Origin of the sequence: Pseudomonas sp. Fl5BN2, from assembly GCF_009908205.1 — a bacterium.
Taxonomy (GTDB): Bacteria; Pseudomonadota; Gammaproteobacteria; order Pseudomonadales; family Pseudomonadaceae; genus Aquipseudomonas.
On sequence record NZ_JAAARL010000004.1, the window covers coordinates 64,767 to 82,275 of the forward strand.

The 17,509-nt window shown below is 63.0% G+C and carries 17 protein-coding genes; 13 read left to right on the top strand and 4 right to left on the bottom strand.

All coding sequences use genetic code 11. The features are described 5' to 3' along the window. Nucleotides 1–8: 8 nt before the first annotated feature. The 3 genes from GV819_RS06615 to GV819_RS06625 form a co-directional block, all read right to left on the bottom strand. Nucleotides 9–479 (bottom strand): hypothetical protein, encoded by a 471-nt coding sequence (locus GV819_RS06615; protein WP_368668872.1) that lies wholly within the window; start codon nt 477–479, stop codon nt 9–11. After that, nucleotides 473–928, bottom strand: a complete 456-nt coding sequence (locus tag GV819_RS06620) for a glucosaminidase domain-containing protein (RefSeq protein ID WP_161754712.1) — start codon at nt 926–928, stop codon at nt 473–475. Before GV819_RS06620 ends, GV819_RS06615 begins: the two co-directional genes overlap by 7 nt. A 75-nt stretch (nt 929–1,003) precedes the next feature. After that, nucleotides 1,004–1,438 (bottom strand): tetratricopeptide repeat protein, encoded by a 435-nt coding sequence (locus tag GV819_RS06625; protein ID WP_161754714.1) that lies wholly within the window; start codon nt 1,436–1,438, stop codon nt 1,004–1,006. A gap of 265 nt (nt 1,439–1,703) precedes the next feature. Here GV819_RS06625 and GV819_RS06630 point away from each other — a divergent pair, with 265 nt between their 5' ends. Genes GV819_RS06630 through GV819_RS06645 form a run of 4 tightly spaced genes read left to right on the top strand, consistent with a single transcriptional unit; the run spans nt 1,704 to nt 5,641 of the window. Continuing rightward, nucleotides 1,704–2,720, top strand: a complete 1,017-nt coding sequence (locus tag GV819_RS06630; protein ID WP_161754716.1) for an iron ABC transporter substrate-binding protein — start codon at nt 1,704–1,706, stop codon at nt 2,718–2,720. 4 nt (nt 2,721–2,724) lie between these two features. Further along, nucleotides 2,725–4,335 (top strand): ABC transporter permease, encoded by a 1,611-nt coding sequence (locus GV819_RS06635; protein WP_161754718.1) that lies wholly within the window; start codon nt 2,725–2,727, stop codon nt 4,333–4,335. Continuing rightward, the gene (locus GV819_RS06640) at nt 4,332–5,402 is read left to right on the top strand and encodes an ABC transporter ATP-binding protein (RefSeq protein ID WP_161754720.1); all 1,071 of its coding nucleotides are present in this window, start codon (nt 4,332–4,334) and stop codon (nt 5,400–5,402) included. The genes GV819_RS06635 and GV819_RS06640 overlap by 4 nt, the downstream gene beginning before the upstream one ends. A gap of 26 nt (nt 5,403–5,428) precedes the next feature. Further along, complete coding sequence (locus GV819_RS06645) at nt 5,429–5,641, top strand: FecR/PupR family sigma factor regulator (RefSeq protein WP_161754722.1); 213 nt, start codon at nt 5,429–5,431, stop codon at nt 5,639–5,641. Between the two features lie 10 nt (nt 5,642–5,651). Here GV819_RS06645 and GV819_RS06650 read toward each other — a convergent pair whose 3' ends face one another. Further along, nucleotides 5,652–6,593 (bottom strand): site-specific integrase, encoded by a 942-nt coding sequence (locus GV819_RS06650; protein WP_161754724.1) that lies wholly within the window; start codon nt 6,591–6,593, stop codon nt 5,652–5,654. Between the two features lie 461 nt (nt 6,594–7,054). On the opposite strand from GV819_RS06650, the gene arnB reads away from it, so the two are divergent. Genes arnB through GV819_RS06695 form a run of 9 tightly spaced genes read left to right on the top strand, consistent with a single transcriptional unit; the run spans nt 7,055 to nt 17,490 of the window. Then, nucleotides 7,055–8,194 carry a UDP-4-amino-4-deoxy-L-arabinose aminotransferase gene (gene arnB / locus GV819_RS06655; protein WP_161754726.1) on the top strand — a complete coding sequence of 380 codons (1,140 nt, stop codon included), beginning with the start codon at nt 7,055–7,057 and terminating at the stop codon, nt 8,192–8,194. Between the two features lie 5 nt (nt 8,195–8,199). Next, complete coding sequence (gene arnC / locus GV819_RS06660) at nt 8,200–9,219, top strand: undecaprenyl-phosphate 4-deoxy-4-formamido-L-arabinose transferase (protein WP_161754728.1); 1,020 nt, start codon at nt 8,200–8,202, stop codon at nt 9,217–9,219. Continuing rightward, a complete protein-coding gene (gene arnA / locus GV819_RS06665) occupies nt 9,216–11,222 on the top strand; it encodes a bifunctional UDP-4-amino-4-deoxy-L-arabinose formyltransferase/UDP-glucuronic acid oxidase ArnA (protein WP_161754730.1) in 2,007 nt (668 codons plus the stop codon). Before arnC ends, arnA begins: the two co-directional genes overlap by 4 nt. Beyond that, a complete protein-coding gene (arnD, locus tag GV819_RS06670) occupies nt 11,222–12,106 on the top strand; it encodes a 4-deoxy-4-formamido-L-arabinose-phosphoundecaprenol deformylase (RefSeq protein ID WP_161754732.1) in 885 nt (294 codons plus the stop codon). Before arnA ends, arnD begins: the two co-directional genes overlap by 1 nt. Continuing rightward, nucleotides 12,103–13,752, top strand: a complete 1,650-nt coding sequence (gene arnT / locus GV819_RS06675) for a lipid IV(A) 4-amino-4-deoxy-L-arabinosyltransferase (RefSeq protein ID WP_161754734.1) — start codon at nt 12,103–12,105, stop codon at nt 13,750–13,752. The genes arnD and arnT overlap by 4 nt, the downstream gene beginning before the upstream one ends. Beyond that, nucleotides 13,749–14,093, top strand: a complete 345-nt coding sequence (arnE, locus tag GV819_RS06680) for a 4-amino-4-deoxy-L-arabinose-phosphoundecaprenol flippase subunit ArnE (RefSeq protein ID WP_161754736.1) — start codon at nt 13,749–13,751, stop codon at nt 14,091–14,093. The genes arnT and arnE overlap by 4 nt, the downstream gene beginning before the upstream one ends. Further along, complete coding sequence (arnF, locus tag GV819_RS06685) at nt 14,090–14,503, top strand: 4-amino-4-deoxy-L-arabinose-phosphoundecaprenol flippase subunit ArnF (protein WP_161754738.1); 414 nt, start codon at nt 14,090–14,092, stop codon at nt 14,501–14,503. Before arnE ends, arnF begins: the two co-directional genes overlap by 4 nt. Beyond that, nucleotides 14,500–15,864: a UDP-glucose dehydrogenase family protein gene (locus GV819_RS06690; RefSeq protein WP_161754740.1), complete on the top strand. Its 1,365-nt coding sequence runs from the start codon at nt 14,500–14,502 to the stop codon at nt 15,862–15,864. Before arnF ends, GV819_RS06690 begins: the two co-directional genes overlap by 4 nt. Next, entirely contained in the window at nt 15,865–17,490 is a 1,626-nt protein-coding gene (locus GV819_RS06695; RefSeq protein WP_161754743.1) for an ArnT family glycosyltransferase, read from the top strand. It begins immediately after the preceding gene. The last annotated feature ends 19 nt before the right edge of the window (nt 17,491–17,509 follow it).

A 17,509-nucleotide genomic window follows, 5' to 3' on the forward strand; every position in this document is an offset into this window, starting at 1 on the left:
CCCACTGCCTATTGTTGATCCTCACAACCCAGGCCCTGGCGCTGGGGTTCTTCATCGACCAGGGTCTTGCCGGTACGCGCCATGATCTGAGCCTGCAAGGTGCGCAACTCGCTGCCCGTGAGGCGCTTGCAGCGGTTGATTTCCCAGACATCACCGGTGGCGATGCTCACCGAGAACAGTCCCCAGTACTCGGTGGCGCCGGCCTTGGGGGCGTTGTAGCCCAGGCTGAAGTCGAAGTACCCCGGATGTGGCGGCTGGCCGTGCTCATCCTGCAGGTCGCCATCGACAAACACCCCGGGCTTGTTCAATGAATAATCCTGGTACTTGAGGGCTACCTGCAACACCGCCTGGGCCTGCTCACGCGTCAGCCCCGACGCCTTGACCTCGGCGGGCTGCAGGGTGCCGGCAGCACAGGCCGCAAGGGTCACGCTCGCCAGGGACAGGCTCAACATCCAGCCCCGCACCTGTCTGATCAGCACGCCAAACGTCCTCTGACCGCGACGATGATGTCCGCCAGGTACTTGGCGAAACCGTTGCGTCCACCCGTGGCCGCATCACCGCTGTTATAGCCGCTGAACACCAGGGCCTGGGCGAACGCCATGGGATCGCGCTTGCTGCGCACCGCTGAGCCATAGCGTAAGGCGAAGGACTGGGCGCATTGCTGGAAGGAGTCGAAGGTTGCCACCTTGATGCTGGCATTGCCCTGGGGCGACTCGGCACTGCGTTGCAAAGGTGCCGGCGCGTGCAGGGAGAAATAGTTGTTCAGTTCCCGGGCAATCCGCCCGGTGCCGTACTGACTCTCCTGGGCGGCCAGGCCAAGGATGTTTTCCACTGGCAGGTCCAGTTGCTCGGCAATCGGTTGGCAGACGGCCTTGTACTTGCTGACAAAGGTCACGGCGCTGATGTTGTTGCACAGTTTGGCGCTCAAGAAGGCGGCCTCTTTTGAGTGTGTGATTACATGTCCATTGTTGCTTGAGGCCGGGCCCGAGTGTCCGGGCGCCGGCTACAGCTTGGCCCGGGTCGCCAGGAACTGCAGGTAGCGGGGATCATCATGGGCGAATATTTCCTCACCGGCGCCCATATAGGCGCGCATCAGTTGATCCGCCGCCTGGTCGTCATTGCCGGTTTCGAACAAGACCTGCCCCAGGCGCAGATGCAAGAAGGGATTGCCCAGTGCATCGGGACAGGTCATCGCATATTCCAACGTTGCGCGCGCCTCCTGGAATTGACCTGACAGGAACAGCGCATCGGCGATGGCAGCCAGCACCCAGGTGGCCGCTTCCCAGTCATTCTGCGGTTCGGGGAGCAACTTCCAGGCAGCCTGGTAGTGCACCAGGGCTTCGCTATAGCGCTCTGCCTCGGCCAGCTTGTCGCCATTGGCACACAGGGCCTGAAGCTGTTCATGAAGCGAATCGGGCAATTGCCGATCTTCGTGCATGGCACGCAATCCTTTGCTGGTAATGCCGGCTCTGTTCAGTGACCGGCGAATGACTGTGCGGCGAGGGCGCAGCCTCTGATAGGTGGCTACGAATCAAAACAGAAATGACATGGATTCACCATAAATTTGACGAATTTTTCTTGTTTGCATATCTACATTGCGCGCAGATTACATATGCAAATGATTCGCATTGTTTTAGTGGTCCCGATGGACCCTGTCCGTGGTTCAGACGCATTCCAACAACAACCGCAGGAGCTGCAATCAGATGACCGTTCGTCTCTCTTCCTTATTCAAGCGCGCATTGCTGGCCAGCGCCTTTCTCGCCGCTGGGCATGCCTACGCCGCGTCCGATGCCGACGGCATCCTGGTCTACAACGCCCAGCACGAAGGCCTGACCAAGGCCTGGGTCGAAGGCTTCACCCGGGACACCGGGATCAAGGTGACCCTGCGCAACGGCGATGACAGCGAAATGGGCAACCAGCTGGTGCAAGAAGGCAAGGCCTCGCCGGCTGACGTGTTCCTCACCGAGAACTCCCCGGCCATGGCCCTGGTGGATAACGCCGGGCTGTTCACCAAGGTGGCACCCGCCACCCTGGAGCAGATCGACGCAGCCTATCGTCCGGCCCACGGCAAATGGGTGGGGATTGCCGCCCGCTCCACGGTGTTTGTCTACAACCCGGCCAAGCTGAGCGCGGCCGAGTTGCCTAAATCCCTGCTGGACCTGGCATCGTCGAGCTGGAAAGGCCGCTGGGCAGCCTCGCCGGCCGGCGCCGACTTCCAGGCGATTGTCAGCGCGGTGCTGGAACTCAAGGGCGAAGCCGCGACCCTGGAATGGCTCAAGGGTGTGAAAGCCAATGCCGCGGTCTATCGCGGCAACAGCGCGGTGCTCAAGGCGGTCAACGCCGGCCAGGTCGACAGCGGCGTGATTTATCACTATTACAGTTTCGTCGATCAGTCCAAGACTGGCGAAAACAGCAAGAACACCGCCCTGCACTACTTCAAGCACCAGGATCCGGGCGCCTTTGTCAGCCTCTCCGGCGGCGCGGTGCTGGCCTCCAGCAAGCACCAGGAACAGGCCCAGGCATTCCTCAAGTGGATCACCGGCCCCCAGGGGCAGAATGTGCTCAAGACCGGCAACTCCTATGAGTACGCGGTGGGCCTGGGCGCTCAGTCCAATCCCAAGCTGGTACCGCTGGCCGAACTCGATGCGCCCAAGGTCGACGCAGCGAAACTCAACAGCAAAAAGGCCGTTGACCTGATGACCCAGGCCGGAATCCTTTAAGCCCATGGCCGACGACTTGACCCTGCCCCGTCCCGGCGCAGTCAGCGCGACCACTGCGCCAGCCTTGAGCGGCTATCGGCGGCGCGCCCTGGGTAAATCCTCGGCGCCCTGGCTGATGGGCGCGGCACTCCTGGTTTCGCTGCTGGCCCTGCTGCCTCTGGGTTTTGTGGTCGGCATCTCGATCCAGACCGGCTGGGCGACCATCGCTCAGCTGGTGTTGCGGCCGCGAGTGGCGGAGCTGCTGTACAACACCCTGCTGTTGCTGATCCTGACTCTGCCCCTGTGTGTGCTCTTGGGCGTGGCCCTGGCCTGGCTGACCGAGCGCACCGACCTGCCCGGACGACGTGCCTGGTCGCTGCTGGCCGTGGCGCCCCTGGCGGTGCCGGCGTTCGTCCACAGCTATGCCTGGGTCAGCTTGTTGCCTTCGCTGCACGGGCTGCCTGCGGCCGTGCTGGTGTCGGTGATTGCCTATTTTCCCTTTGTCTACCTGCCGGTCGCTGCGTCCCTGCGCCGGCTCGACCCGGCCATCGAGGATGTTGCCGAGTCCCTGGGACTCAAGCCCCAAGCAGTGTTCCTGCGGGTAGTACTGCCGCAACTGCGGCTGGCGATTGGCGGCGGCATGCTGCTGGTGGGCCTGCATCTGTTAGCGGAGTACGGTCTGTACGCGATGATCCGCTTCGATACCTTCACCACCGCCATCTACGACCAGTTCCAATCCACCTACAACGGCCCGGCGGCGAACATGCTGGCGGGGATTCTGGTGCTGTGCTGCCTGGTGTTGCTGAGCCTGGAGTCCGCTACCCGGGGCCAGGCGCGCTATGCCCGGGTCGGCTCCGGTGCTGCACGAACCCAGCGCATCCAGGCCTTGCGCGGCGGGTCCCGGTACGGCGCATTGGTCGTACCGATCCTGACCAGCGTCCTGGCCCTGGGGGTACCACTGCTGACCCTGGGCAACTGGCTGCTGGCCGGCGGTATCGAGGTCTGGCAGGTGCCGGAGTTGCTGCCCAGCCTGCGTCAGACCCTGATGCTGGCAAGCCTCGGCGCCCTGCTGATTACCTGCGCGGCGGTGCCCATGGCCTGGCTGTCGATTCGCGCGCCCGGCCCGTTGCTGCGACTGCTGGAAAGCTGCAACTACATCACCAGTTCCCTGCCGGGCATCGTCGTCGCACTGGCGCTGGTGACGATCACGGTGCAGTACGCCCGGCCGATCTACCAGACCAGCATCACCGTGCTGCTGGCCTATGGACTGATGTTCCTGCCCCGGGCCCTGGTCAGCTTGCGGGCCGGTATCGCCCAGGCTCCGGTGGAGCTGGAGAATATCGCCCGCAGCCTGGGCCGCACCCCGGCGCAGGCGCTGTGGCGCATTACCCTGCGTTTGGCCGCGCCGGGGGCGGCGTCCGGCGCGGCCCTGGTGTTTTTGGCCATCAGCAATGAGCTCACTGCCACCCTGCTGCTGGCCCCCAATGGCACCCGGACCCTGGCCACCGGCTTCTGGGCCAGGACCAGCGAGATCGACTACGCCGCCGCGGCGCCTTATGCGTTGATCATGATTGTGCTTTCACTGCCGTTGACCGGCCTTCTCTACCATCAATCCAGACGTACGGCGGGCCGATGAACACTCTCGAACTCCATGCACTGCACAAATCCTTCGGCAGCGTGCCGGCGGTCGACAACATCAGCCTGAGCTTGCCGGCCGGCAGCCGCACGGCGATTGTCGGTCCTTCCGGCTCCGGCAAGACCACCTTGCTGCGGATGATCGCCGGCTTCGAGTTTCCCGACAGCGGTCGCATCACCCTCAACGACCAGGTCCTGGTGGATGGCCGTGGCGCGGTACCGGCCCATCAACGCCTGATCGGTTATGTGCCGCAGGACGGTGCGCTGTTTCCACACCTGAGCGTGGCGGCCAATATCGGCTTCGGCCTGCCGGGTAAGCAGGCGGCCAAACAGTCGCGCATCGCCGAGTTGCTCGACATGGTCGCGCTGGACGCCAGCCTGGCCGCGCGCTGGCCACACGAGCTGTCAGGCGGCCAACAGCAGCGGGTAGCGTTAGCTCGGGCCCTGGCCCAGCGCCCCAGGCTGATGCTGCTGGACGAGCCCTTTTCCGCCCTCGATACCGGCTTGCGGGCCTCGATGCGCAAGGCCGTGGCCCGCTTGCTGGCGGACGCCGGGATCACCAGCGTGCTGGTCACCCATGATCAGGCCGAGGCCCTGTCCTTTGCCGACCAATTGGCGGTGATGCGCCAGGGTCGCTTGATCCAGGCGGGGGCGCCGCTGGAGTTGTACCAGCGCCCGCGAGATGCGCAGACCGCAATGTTTCTCGGTGACGCGGTGCTGCTGCCGGCACAGCTCGACAATGGCATGGCCAACTGCGACCTGGGCTTGGTGCCAGTCCGCGATCACTCACTCAAGGGCCCGGCGCGGATCATGCTGCGGCCCGAGCAACTGCAACTGAGCGCCGACGCTCCGGAAGCCGGGGATGGCACGGGCTGTGTCGGAGTGGTCAGCGACTGTGATTTCGCCGGCAACACCTGCACCCTGAGCATTCGCATTGCCACGGCCAGCGGTGCCGAACAACTGCTGCCGGTTCGCAGCTCGGGGCTGCATGCACCACAGACCGGCAGCCGCGTGCGAGTAACCACTCTGGGACATGCCCATGTGCTGGATGCGCAGCCCGCCAATTGAGCACCACCTTGAGCCAGGATTGAACGATGACTGAGCCCGCTGGCGAAACAGGTGACTACCTGATGATGCAGGCCGCCCACTGGTGCATGCGCCTGCGGGAAGCCGATTGCAGCCTGGAGGAGCGCCGGGCGTTCGAAGACTGGCTACAGGGCGATCCGAGTCATGCCTTCGAATACGCCAGGATGCTTGAGGTCTGGGACCTCGCCGGACAGCTGTCGCCGTCGGTTCTCGCTCCTTGAGCCTGAGCCTTCACAGATCGAAACGGTCAATGGCCCGGCGGCGCTCGTTGTCGTCACGCATATCGTAACTGGCGGTGGTCTGGATATTGGTGTGGTGCGCCAGCTTCTGGGCAATTGACAGGTCATGCTCCTCGATCACCCGGGTAATGAACGAACGGCGAAAATCGTGGGGCATGATGCGCACCCCGACCTGGGCGCCCCGTTGCCGGGCAATGTAATAGATCGCGTGCTTGCTGATGCGCTCGCGGGTGATGTGGCCGCCACGACGAATCCGGTTGAACAGGAACAGGTCATCCCCCTGCCCTTCGGGCAATTGCGCGCGCCGCAGCTCCAGCCAGGCCTGCAACTTGTCGAAGGCCCAGGTCGGGGCGTACTTGATCAACTGCTTGTTGCCCTTGCCCAGTACCTGCAGGCTGCGCTGGGCGAAATCCACCTGGGCCAGGTCCAGGTTCACCGACTCGGACTTGCGCATGCCCGAGCCGTAGAGCACCGCGATGATTGCAGCATCGCGTACGCCCTGGGGACGTGGGTCGGCGGCGCACACCGCCAGCAAATCCTGGATCAGCCCGCGCTTGAGATTGCGCCCCCGGGACAGGCGCGTACCGCTGATGGCCTTGACCGAACGCATTTTCAGCAGGTGGTCCTGGCTGATCAGGCTGGCACGCCAGGCCTCGTTCATCACCCCGCGCAAAGCGTTGACGTACAGCGACGAGGTGTTGGGCGCATAGCCGTCGCGGCGCAAGGTGGCTACCAGCGCGGTGACCTGCTCGGGCTGCAACTGGTGCCAGGGAATGTCCTCCAGGTTGAGGTCTTCGTAACCCAGGCGGTCAGCAGCATCCTGCAACACATAGCGCAGGGTCGACTGGCTGGAAGGTGCCAGGCGTGCCAGGTACAGGCAAAGCGGGTTGGCAGTGGCGCCGCTACCGGCGGCATTGAATGCCGACACAGTCATAGGGTCTCCGAGATCAAGGGTTGCACTGGGTGGCACCTGGGGGCACTGATAAAAAGCCTGGTGGCGCCCCCTTTTCTATCCGCTGGAAACCCGCTAAAACAGTCGCCGGCGCTCAGTTGATTAATAACTTTACAAACAAACTGAACACTTGCTGTCTGGTTGGCAGAAAAACGGACTTTTGCCTTATTTTTCATATTAGTTTCACATTTTTGCGCTTAATCTCAGCCCCGACAGCCCGCCTTCCGAGTGCAGCATTTTCTCAGATTGCAAAGATAACACCTTGATCCACATTTACTTTTCACAAACATAGTCTTTACTGAGGCGCTGCATGGAACGCCACGCTGGCTTGATAACAGGATGTGCCTAGATGACTGCATGACCTCCCCGCTCCCCCTGAATCACCCGTTCTTTCGCTGCACCCCGTATTTCCGGCTTTTGCATTGTGTAAACCCGAGGTAACCATGAACCAGGCTTTCCTTCCTTTCTCGCGCCCGAGTATCGGCGAAGAAGAGATTGCTGCCGTAGAGCAGGTTCTGCGCTCCGGTTGGATCACCACCGGCCCGAAAAACCAAGAACTCGAACAGCACTTCGCCGAGCGCGTTGGCGCCCGTCATGCCGTGGCCCTGTCCTCGGCCACCGGTGCGATGCACATCACCCTGCTGGCCCTGGGCATCGGCCCGGGCGACGAGGTGATCACTCCCTCGCAAACCTGGGTCTCCACCGCCAACATGATCTGCCTGCTGGGCGCGACCCCGGTGTTCGTCGATGTCGACCCCGACACCCTGATGAGCGACGCGGCGACCATCGAGGCGGCCATCACCCCGCGCACCAAGGCGATCATTCCGGTGCACTATGCCGGCGCCGCCTTCGATCTGGACCCGTTGTACGCCCTGGCGGACAAACACGGGATCACGGTGATCGAAGATGCCGCCCACGCCGCTGGCACCACCTACCGTGGACGGGCAATCGGTGCCCAGGGCACGGCAATCTTTTCCTTTCACGCAATCAAGAACATGACCTGCGCCGAAGGCGCGATGTTCGTCAGCGATGACGAAGCCCTGGCCAACCGAGTGCGCATGCTCAAGTTTCACGGTCTGGGCGTAGATGCCTACGATCGCCTGACCCACGGCCGCAAGCCCCAGGCCCAGGTGATCGAGCCGGGCTTCAAGTACAACCTGGCGGACATGAACGCCGCCATCGCTCTGGTGCAACTGCAGCGCCTGGACGAGATCAACGCCAAGCGTGAAGTACTGGCCCAGGCTTACCTGGAACGCCTCGCCGGTTTGCCGGTACAACCCCTGCACCTGCCCCAGTACCCGCAGCAGCATGCCTGGCACCTGTTCATCCTGCGGATCGACGCCGAACGCTGCGGCATTGACCGCGAAGCCTTCATGAAGGGCCTGCAGGAGCAGAACATCGGCACCGGCATTCACTTCATTGCGACCCATATGCATACCTATTACCGACAGCGCTTTGCGCATGTGCAGTTGCCCCATACCGAATGGAACTCGGCGCGGCTATGCTCGATCCCACTGTTTCCGGACATGACCCTCGACGACGTCGAACGGGTTGCCGGTGCCATTGAAAACCTCTTGGACTGAAGCCTTTGAAACCTTATCCGATTCAGTTCGTGTCGATCGTCATTCCGGTCTACAACGAAGAACAGAGCCTTCCCGAGCTGTTGCGGCGCACCGAAGCAGCCTGCCGCCTGCTCAAGCACGACTTTGAAATCGTCCTGGTGGACGATGGCAGTCGCGACGAGTCGGCGAACATCCTGCAAGCCGCCGCCGAACGCGAAGGCAGCCCGGTGGTGGCGGTGATCCTCAACCGCAACTACGGCCAGCACGCGGCAATCATGGCCGGCTTCGAGCAATGCCGCGGCGACGTGGTGATCACCCTCGACGCCGACCTGCAGAACCCGCCGGAAGAAATCCCGCGCCTGGTGGCCCAGGCCGAACTCGGCTACGACGTGGTCGGCACCGTACGCAACAATCGCCAGGACTCGGCCTTACGCCGCTGGCCATCGAAGCTGATCAACCTGGCGGTGCAACGTTCTACCGGGGTTGCCATGAGCGACTACGGCTGCATGCTGCGGGCCTACCGCCGGACCATCATCGACGCGATGCTGGCCTGCACCGAGCGCAGCACCTTCATCCCGATCCTGGCCAACAGCTTCGCCCGCCACACCACCGAGGTACTGGTGGAACACGCCGAGCGCGAACACGGCGACTCCAAGTACAGCCCGATGCGCCTGATCAATCTGATGTTCGATCTGATCACCTGCATGACCACCACGCCCCTGCGGCTGTTGAGCATCATCGGTTTCGGCATGGCCGGCATCGGCGCCCTCTTCGCCCTGGCGCTGATCTTCCTGCGGTTGATCTTCGGCGCCACCTGGGCCGGCGACGGCACCTTCGTGCTGTTCGCGGTGCTCTTCGTGTTCACCGGTGGCCAATTCATTGGCATGGGTCTCTTGGGTGAATACCTGGGGCGCATGTACAGCGATGTGCGGGCCCGCCCGCGTTTCTTCATCGAAAGAGTCTTGCGCAGCCAGCCCGCGGCCCCTGCCCCTGCTGTGACTGTTGACGGTTTATCTTCCACCCATACTGATCAGGTTTCGCCATGAGCAATAAAGCTGTCGTCTTCGCCTACCACGATATCGGCTGTGCAGGCATCGAAGCCCTGCTCAATGCAGGTTATGAGATCGCTGCGGTCTTTACCCACGCCGATGATCCCAAGGAAAACACCTTCTACGGCTCGGTTGCTCAACTGTGCGCACGCAAGGGCATTGCCGTGCATGCTCCGGAAGATGCCAACCACCCGCTGTGGATCGAGCGCATCAGCAAGCTCGACCCCGACTACCTGTTCTCCTTCTACTACCGCAACCTGCTGAGCGAGCCGCTGCTGGCCACCGCCCGTAAAGGCGCGTTCAACCTGCACGGTTCCCTGCTGCCGCACTACCGTGGTCGTGCACCGGCCAACTGGGTCCTGGTCAAGGGCGAAACCGAGACGGGCGTGACCCTGCACCGCATGGTCAAGCGCGCCGATGCCGGCGCCATCATTGCCCAGGAACGCGTTGCCATCGAGCGCAGCGACACCGCGCTGAGCCTGCACCACAAACTGCGTGACGCGGCCGCCAGCCTGCTGCGCGACACCCTGCCGGCACTGGCCCAGGGCAAGATCAACGAAACCGCCCAGGACGAATCCAAGGCCAGCTACTTCGGTCGTCGCACCGCGGCGGACGGCAAGCTGGACTGGAAACGCCCGGCCGAAGAACTGTTCAACCTGGTGCGCGCGGTCACTCAACCTTATCCGGGTGCTTTCTGCGACGTGGGCGAGCACAAGCTGATCGTCTGGAGCGCCGAGGTCATGCAGGGCAACGAAGGCCAGGCCCCAGGCCGGGTCATCAGCGTCGACCCACTGCGCATCGCCTGTGGCGAAGACTCCCTGGTGATCACTTCGGGCCAGCGCAACGCCAACGGCCTGTACCTGGGTGGCCCACAACTGGCCAATGAACTGGGCCTGGTGGACGGTTCGGTGCTGCGCGGCGCTGAATCCGGTCGCAAGCCACGTCGTACTCGCGTACTGATCCTCGGCGTCAACGGCTTTATCGGTAACCACCTGTCCGAGCGCCTGCTGCGTGACGACAAGTACGACGTCTACGGCCTGGACATCGGCTCCGATGCCATCGAGCGCCTGCGCAGCCACCCGAACTTCCACTTCGTCGAAGGCGATATCAGCATTCACTCCGAGTGGATCGAATATCACATCAAGAAGTGCGACGTGGTCCTGCCGCTGGTGGCCATCGCCACCCCGATCGAATACACCCGCAACCCGCTGCGCGTGTTCGAGCTGGACTTCGAAGAAAACCTGAAACTGGTTCGCTACTGCGTCAAGTACAACAAGCGCGTGATCTTCCCGTCGACTTCGGAAGTCTATGGCATGTGCCAGGACAAGAACTTCGACGAAGACACCTCGAACCTGATCGTTGGTCCGATCAACAAGCAGCGCTGGATCTACTCGGTATCCAAGCAGTTGCTGGACCGGGTGATCTGGGCTTACGGCGCCAAGGGCCTGAACTTCACCCTGTTCCGTCCGTTCAACTGGATGGGCCCGCGCCTGGACCGTCTGGACTCGGCACGCATCGGCAGCTCCCGCGCCATCACCCAGTTGATCCTCAACCTGGTGGAAGGCACACCGATCCGTCTGTTCGACGGCGGCGAGCAGAAGCGCTGCTTCACTGACATCGCCGACGGCATCGAAGCCCTCGCACGCATCGTCGACAACGAAAACGACTGCTGCAACGGCCAGATCGTCAACATCGGCAACCCGGACAACGAAGCCAGCATCCGTCAGCTGGGCGAAGAGCTGCTGCGTCAGTTCGAAGCTCACCCGCTGCGCAGCAACTTCCCGCCGTTCGCCGGTTTCCGCGACGTCGAAAGCAAGGCGTTCTATGGCGCTGGCTACCAGGACGTGGAACACCGCAAGCCAAGCATCGACAACGCCAAGCGCCTGCTGAACTGGGAGCCGACCGTGGAGATGAGCGAAACCATCGGCAACACCCTGGACTTCTTCCTGCGTGAGGCGATGCTCGAAATTGCCGATCGCTCTAAAAAAGAAGTGCGCTGATGCAGGCAGGTCTGCGCATTGATGTCGATACCTACCGCGGCACCCGGGAGGGGGTGCCGCGGCTGCTCGAATCGCTGGACGAAGCCGGGGTCAAGGCGACCTTCTTCTTCAGCGTCGGGCCGGACAACATGGGGCGCCACCTGTGGCGCCTGATCCGTCCGCAGTTCCTCTGGAAAATGCTGCGGTCCAATGCTGCGGGCCTGTACGGCTGGGATATTCTCCTGGCCGGCACTGCCTGGCCGGGCAAACCTATTGGCCGCGACCTGGGGCATCTGATGCGCCAGGCCCTGGCCGCCGGCCATGAAGTCGGCCTGCACGCCTGGGATCACCATGGCTGGCAGGCCAACACCGGGCGCTGGAGTCAGGCACAGCTGATCGAACAGATCCGCCGTGGCGTCGACAGCCTCAACGATATTCTCGGGCAAGCGGTGAGCTGCTCGGCGTCCGCCGGTTGGCGCGCCGATGAGCGAGTCATCGAAGCCAAGCAACAATTCGGTTTTCGCTACAACAGTGATTGCCGCGGCCAGAGCCTGTTCCAGCCACGTTTGGCGGACGGCAGCCTGGGCGCGCCACAGATTCCGGTGGACCTGCCGACCTTCGACGAAGTGGTCGGTCCGGTAGTTGCCGCCAACGATTTCAACCGCTACATCCTCGATCGGTTCAGCCCGGACAAGCTCAACGTCTATACCGTGCACGCCGAAGTAGAAGGGATTCTCATGGCCAACGACTTCCGCCAACTGCTGGCCAGTGCCAAGCAGCGCGACATCCATTTCCAGCCCCTGGGGGACATGCTCCCGGCCGACATTGCCAGCCTGCCCGTGGGCCAAGTGGTGCGCGGCGCCCTGGAAGGCCGTGAAGGCTGGCTGGGAGTGCAAGGCGCATGACCAGACGTTGGGCCCTGCCTCTGCTGTTGATCGCATTTGGTCTGTTCTACCTGCTGCCCATGGCCACCCACGGCCTGTGGATTCCCGATGAAACCCGCTATGCGCAGATCAGCCAGGAAATGCTCCTGAGCGGGCACTGGGCATCGCCGCATTTCATGGGCATCCGCTATTTTGAAAAACCCGTGGCCGGCTACTGGATGATCGCCATCGGCCAGGCGCTGTTTGGCGACAACCTGTTCGGTGTGCGCGTGGCTTCGGCCCTGAGCACTGGCCTGAGTGTGGTCCTGGCCTATCTGCTGGCCCGGCGCCTGTGGAACGATCCGCGCAAGAGCCTGGCCAGCGCCCTGCTCTACATGAGCTTCACCGTGGTCGCACTGCAAGCCGGCTACGCCAACCTCGATCCGCAGTTCACCTTCTGGGTCAACCTGAGCCTGGTGGCGCTGTGGTTCACCTTCGACTGCCAGACCCCGCGTGGCCGCGTGCTCGCCTGGGTGCTGCTGGGCCTGGCCTGTGGCATGGGCTTCATGACCAAGGGTTTTCTTGCCTGGCTGCTGCCGGTACTGGTGGCTCTGCCCTACGCCGTGTGGCAAAAACGCTTGCGCCCACTGCTGACCTACGGTGGCATTGGCGTGCTGGTGGCGATTCTGGTCAGCCTGCCCTGGGCCCTGGCGGTGCATTCCCAGGAACCTGACTACTGGCGTTTCTTCTTCTGGCACGAGCACATCCGCCGCTTTGCCGGTGATGATGCCCAGCATGCCTCGCCCTGGTGGTACTACTTGCCGTTGCTGGTGGGTTTCAGCGTGCCTTGGGTCCTGCTGTTACCGGCCACCTTCAAGCAGGCCTGGCAGCAGCGACGCTTGAGCAGCAGCGGTTTCCTGTTGCTGTGGCTGGTGCTGCCCCTGGCCTTTTTCAGCCTGAGCAAAGGCAAGCTGCCGGCCTATATCCTGCCATGCCTGTTGCCTCTGGCGTTGTTGATGGGCAACACCCTGATGGACCGCCTGGCCGCGGACAAGACCCGGATCATTGGCTTCAATGGTGTGCTCAACCTGGTGGCCGGGCTGTTGGGCCTGCTGGCCCTGGTGTATTTCCAGATGAAGAAGCCGGTGTATGTGGATGAGCCACAGCACTTGATCCTGGTGTATGTGCTGTTGCTCGGTTGGATTTTCAGCAACCTGCTGCAGGCCATGCGTCCGAAGACGCTGTGGGCGGCGCCGGCCCTGGGCAGCTTCCTGCTGGTGGCCCTGGCCCCGGCGGCGCTGCCCAACTCGGTGGTCTACAACAAGATTCCCGACCAGTTCATCATCGATCACGTGGCCGAGTTGGGTCAGGCCAAGGCCTTGCTGAGCAACGACCTGGGCGCTGCATCCGCGCTGGCCTGGCGTCTGCGCCGGCCCGACGTGACCCTGTACAACACCGAAGGCGAGCTGAAGTACGGCCTGGCCTATGAAGACACGGCCCTGCGCAAGGTCGACCTGTCCCAGGTCCAGCCCTGGATCGCCGAAGCCCGCAAGCAGGGCTCGGTGGGCGTGGTGATGCGGGTCAAGAGCAGTGACGAAGCCCATGAAGTCGAATTGCTGCCCAAGGACGCCAAGCGTTACGAACAAGGCAATATCGTGATCTTCATCATTCCCCAGAGTCAGCCATGAGCCTGTTGCTGCTACTCCTGGCCTGCGGGCTGACCTGCCTGGGCCAGGTGGCACAGAAGTTCGCCGTGGAGAGCTGGCGCGATCGCCCCTCCTCGGTGCTGGACAAGCTGCGCTCGGCCTGGCTGTGGCTGGCCCTGTTCAGCCTGGGCCTGGGCCTGCTGGTCTGGCTGCTGGTGTTGCAACGCATGGAAGTCGGCGTGGCCTACCCGATGCTCAGCCTGAATTTCGTGTTCATCACCCTGATCGCGCATTTCGTCTTCCGTGAGCACATCGACCGGCGTCATTGGCTGGGGGTCGCCCTGGTGATTGGCGGCGTGTTGCTGTTGAGTCGCCACGCATGAGCCGGGCCAAGGGATTTGCCTTCGCCATGGGCAGTGTGGCCCTGGTCAGCGGCGCCCAGTTGGGCATGCGTTGGAGCATGACCCGCCTGCCCGCCCCGGACCAGTGGCTGGCGGCCCTGGCCGCCGGCAGCGTCGATCTGGCCGCCTTGGCGGTGGTCGTCGCGGCCATCGGCGCCTACGCGCTGTCGATGCTCTGCTGGCTGCTGGCCCTGCGCGACCTGCCGCTGGGTCGGGCCTATTCACTGCTGAGCATCAGCTACGCCCTGGTCTACCTGCTGGCCGCCAGCCTGCCGCTGTTCAACGAACCGTTCACGCTTTCCAAAACCCTCGGGGTGGCCTTGGTCATCCTTGGGGTCATCACCATCAACTCTCGATCTGCACCCGCGACAAGTCCCAGGAATACCCCATGAAAATCAGCGTATTTGGAAGTGGTTACGTCGGCCTTGTACAAGCCGCCGTGTTGGCTGAAGTCGGCCATGATGTCATCTGCATGGACATCGACGAGAAAAAGGTCAAACAGCTGCAACAGGGACATGTGAGCATCTTCGAACCCGGGCTCGCCAGCCTGGTGAAGGAAAACCTCGAAGCCAAGCGCCTGCACTTCACCAGCGACGAAAAACTTGCGGTGCAGCACGGCCAGGTATTGTTCATCGCCGTGGGCACGCCTTCCAGCGACGACGGCTCGGCCGACCTGCGCTACGTGTTGTCGGTGGGCGATGCGGTGGCTCGCCACCGCGTGCAGCCGGCGATCCTGGTGGAAAAATCCACCGTGCCAGTGGGCACCGGCGACACCCTGAAGGCGCACATCGAAAAGGCCCTCGACGGCCGTGCCCTGCAGTTCGATATCGTCTCCAACCCGGAATTCCTCAAGGAAGGCTCGGCGGTCACCGACTGCCGCCGTCCGGACCGCATCATCATCGGCTGCGAACGTGAAGAAGTCCGTGACGTGATGCGCGACCTGTATGCGCCGTTCAACCGCAACCACGACCGCATCATGTTCATGGACCTGCGCAGCGCCGAGCTGACCAAGTACGCCGCCAACTGCATGCTGGCCACCAAGATCAGCTTCATCAACCAGATCGCCGAGCTGGCCGAACACCTGGGTGCCGACATCGAATCGGTGCGCCTGGGCATCGGCGCCGATACCCGCATCGGCTATCACTTCATCTACCCGGGCTGCGGCTACGGCGGTTCGTGCTTCCCCAAGGACATGCGCGCGTTGATTCACAGCGCCCAGGAAGCCCATTGCACCAGTGATCTGCTGCAAGCGGTGGAAGCCATCAACGAGCGGCAGAAACACAAGCTGTTCGAACGGGTCAAGGCCTTCTACAAGGGCGACCTGGCGGGCAAGACTTTCGCCGTCTGGGGCCTGGCGTTCAAGCCCAACACCGACGACATGCGCGATGCGCCGAGCCGGGTGCTGCTGGATGCCTTGTTCGCCGCGGGCGCCGAAGTCCGTGCCTTCGACCCGGAAGCCATGCAGGAAACCCAGAAGCTGTACCCGGACGAATCGAAGCTGATGCTCATGGGCACCCCGGAATCGGTGCTGGTGGGTGCCGACGCACTGATCATCTGCACCGAGTGGCAACAGTTCAAGGCGCCGGATTTCGACTTGATCGAGCAGCGCCTGAAATCGCCGGTGATCTTCGATGGCCGCAACCTGTACGACGCCGAGCGCCTGGCGCGCAATGGCTTCACCTACTTCCCGATTGGTCGCGGCGAATCGCGCAACCTGCCGATTCCTCACCAGCAGTGGTCCACAGAGGCCTGAATGAACACTCACTCCAGCTCCCCTTCGAACACACTTCTCTGGCAATCGTTGGGGCTGGGGTTGGTGGCCTTGCTGCTGTTCTGTGCCGGCGCCGACCATCAGTCGGCGATCGGTTTCGACTCCCGGTTCGTGCTCTTCGCCAAGGAGATGCTGCGCCATGGGCCGGGGTTCTTCCCCACCACCTATGGCCAGCCTTACGCCGACTATTCCAGCGCCTCGACCCTGTTGGTCTGGCTGTTTTCCCTGCCCTCGGGCCAGGTGACCAGCTTCACCGCCTGGTTGCCCACGGCTATCGCCTCGGCGCTGATCGTCAGCCTGATCTATCGCCTGCTGGCGCCCTATTCCAAGACCTGGGCCTTGCTCAGCGTCGCCCTGCTGTTGCTCAGCAACACCTTTATCAGTGAAACCCGCGCGGTATCCCTGGACCAGATGCTCGCCGCCGTGTCCCTGGCGGTGTTCTACCTGGGGTATGCCCATGACCACTTTGGCGCCCGGCGCCACCTGGGCTGGATATTCCTCCTGCTGGTCCTGGGTTTTGCCATTCGCGGGCCTATCGGCCTGGTAATCCCCACCGGCATGCTGTGCAGCTATTACCTGCTGGGCGGCCAGTGGCGCCGCCTGTTCAGCGTCGGCTTCAGCGCCCTGTTGCTGCTGGGTGCCTGCGTTGCCTTGTTGCTCTGGCTGGCCAAGCTCAGCGGCGGCCAAGTCTTTGTCGATGATGTGATCCGCATGCAATTCATGGGACGCATGGACGGCAGCGAAGGCTCCAGCGGCGTGTTCTATTACTTCACCAGCTCCCTGGGCAACTACGCCCTGGCCTTCCCACTGGCAATCCTGGCCTGGATCGCGGTGTTACTGACTCGCTCCGCCGAACAGGGCCCGGCGCTGAAACTGCTGCGCCTGTGCACCGCCGCGGGCCTGGTGGTGATGATCGGCTTGTCGATTCCCCAGGCGAAAAAAGCCCGCTACCTGCTACCGATGCTGCCGATGGCGGCAATCATCGCGGCCTACCCGTTCCAGGCCGGCCGGGGGCGAGTCATGGGCTGTCTGCGCGGACTGATCCAGGGCCTGTGGCTGTTGCTTCCGGGGTTGCTGATCGTCGGGCTGATGGTGTTGCGCCGCAGGTTTCCCGAACATCTGACTGACCTCACCCCGATGCTGCTGGTCTTGGGCCTGTTGCAACTGCTGTCCCTGGGGCTGCTGTTCAAGCGCCAGTGGCGCGCCGTGGGCCTGGCCTACAGTGCGGTGGCCGCGGTCTGGGCCTGTTACATCGGTGTGTTCGAACCGGTGGAACACCAGCTCTATGACACCCGGGCATTCAGCCACGCGGCCATGCAATTGATCGAAGCGGACCCGGCGCCGGTGATCCTGCACCGCATGGGCAAGGACGCCAAGGCGATCAAGTTCATGGTCAACCTGGACCAGGACCTGCAACCACAGTTCACCGATCAGCCCGCCGCCCTGGCCAAGGTGCCGGGCCCGGCCTGGGTGATCATCGACCAGAGCGATCTGGCCAGCCTGCAGGGTACGCCCCTGGCGGGACTGACCCCGGTGCTGAGCGGGCGTTTCGACAAGAATGACTTCGTCCTCCTGCACCTGCCCAAGAGCGTCAGCGCACAACCCTGAAAGCGTTGCACAGCCCCTC

Coding starts and splice junctions, on each gene's coding strand:
- GV819_RS06650 (WP_161754724.1), bottom strand. CDS start 6,593: ATGACTGTGTCGGCATTCAATGCCGCCGGTAGCGGCGCCACTGCCAAC.
- GV819_RS06635 (WP_161754718.1), top strand. CDS start 2,725: ATGGCCGACGACTTGACCCTGCCCCGTCCCGGCGCAGTCAGCGCGACC.
- GV819_RS06630 (WP_161754716.1), top strand. CDS start 1,704: ATGACCGTTCGTCTCTCTTCCTTATTCAAGCGCGCATTGCTGGCCAGC.
- GV819_RS06640 (WP_161754720.1), top strand. CDS start 4,332: ATGAACACTCTCGAACTCCATGCACTGCACAAATCCTTCGGCAGCGTG.
- GV819_RS06695 (WP_161754743.1), top strand. CDS start 15,865: ATGAACACTCACTCCAGCTCCCCTTCGAACACACTTCTCTGGCAATCG.
- arnE (WP_161754736.1), top strand. CDS start 13,749: ATGAGCCTGTTGCTGCTACTCCTGGCCTGCGGGCTGACCTGCCTGGGC.
- GV819_RS06690 (WP_161754740.1), top strand. CDS start 14,500: ATGAAAATCAGCGTATTTGGAAGTGGTTACGTCGGCCTTGTACAAGCC.
- arnA (WP_161754730.1), top strand. CDS start 9,216: ATGAGCAATAAAGCTGTCGTCTTCGCCTACCACGATATCGGCTGTGCA.
- GV819_RS06625 (WP_161754714.1), bottom strand. CDS start 1,438: ATGCACGAAGATCGGCAATTGCCCGATTCGCTTCATGAACAGCTTCAG.
- arnD (WP_161754732.1), top strand. CDS start 11,222: ATGCAGGCAGGTCTGCGCATTGATGTCGATACCTACCGCGGCACCCGG.
- GV819_RS06645 (WP_161754722.1), top strand. CDS start 5,429: ATGACTGAGCCCGCTGGCGAAACAGGTGACTACCTGATGATGCAGGCC.
- arnF (WP_161754738.1), top strand. CDS start 14,090: ATGAGCCGGGCCAAGGGATTTGCCTTCGCCATGGGCAGTGTGGCCCTG.
- arnB (WP_161754726.1), top strand. CDS start 7,055: ATGAACCAGGCTTTCCTTCCTTTCTCGCGCCCGAGTATCGGCGAAGAA.
- arnT (WP_161754734.1), top strand. CDS start 12,103: ATGACCAGACGTTGGGCCCTGCCTCTGCTGTTGATCGCATTTGGTCTG.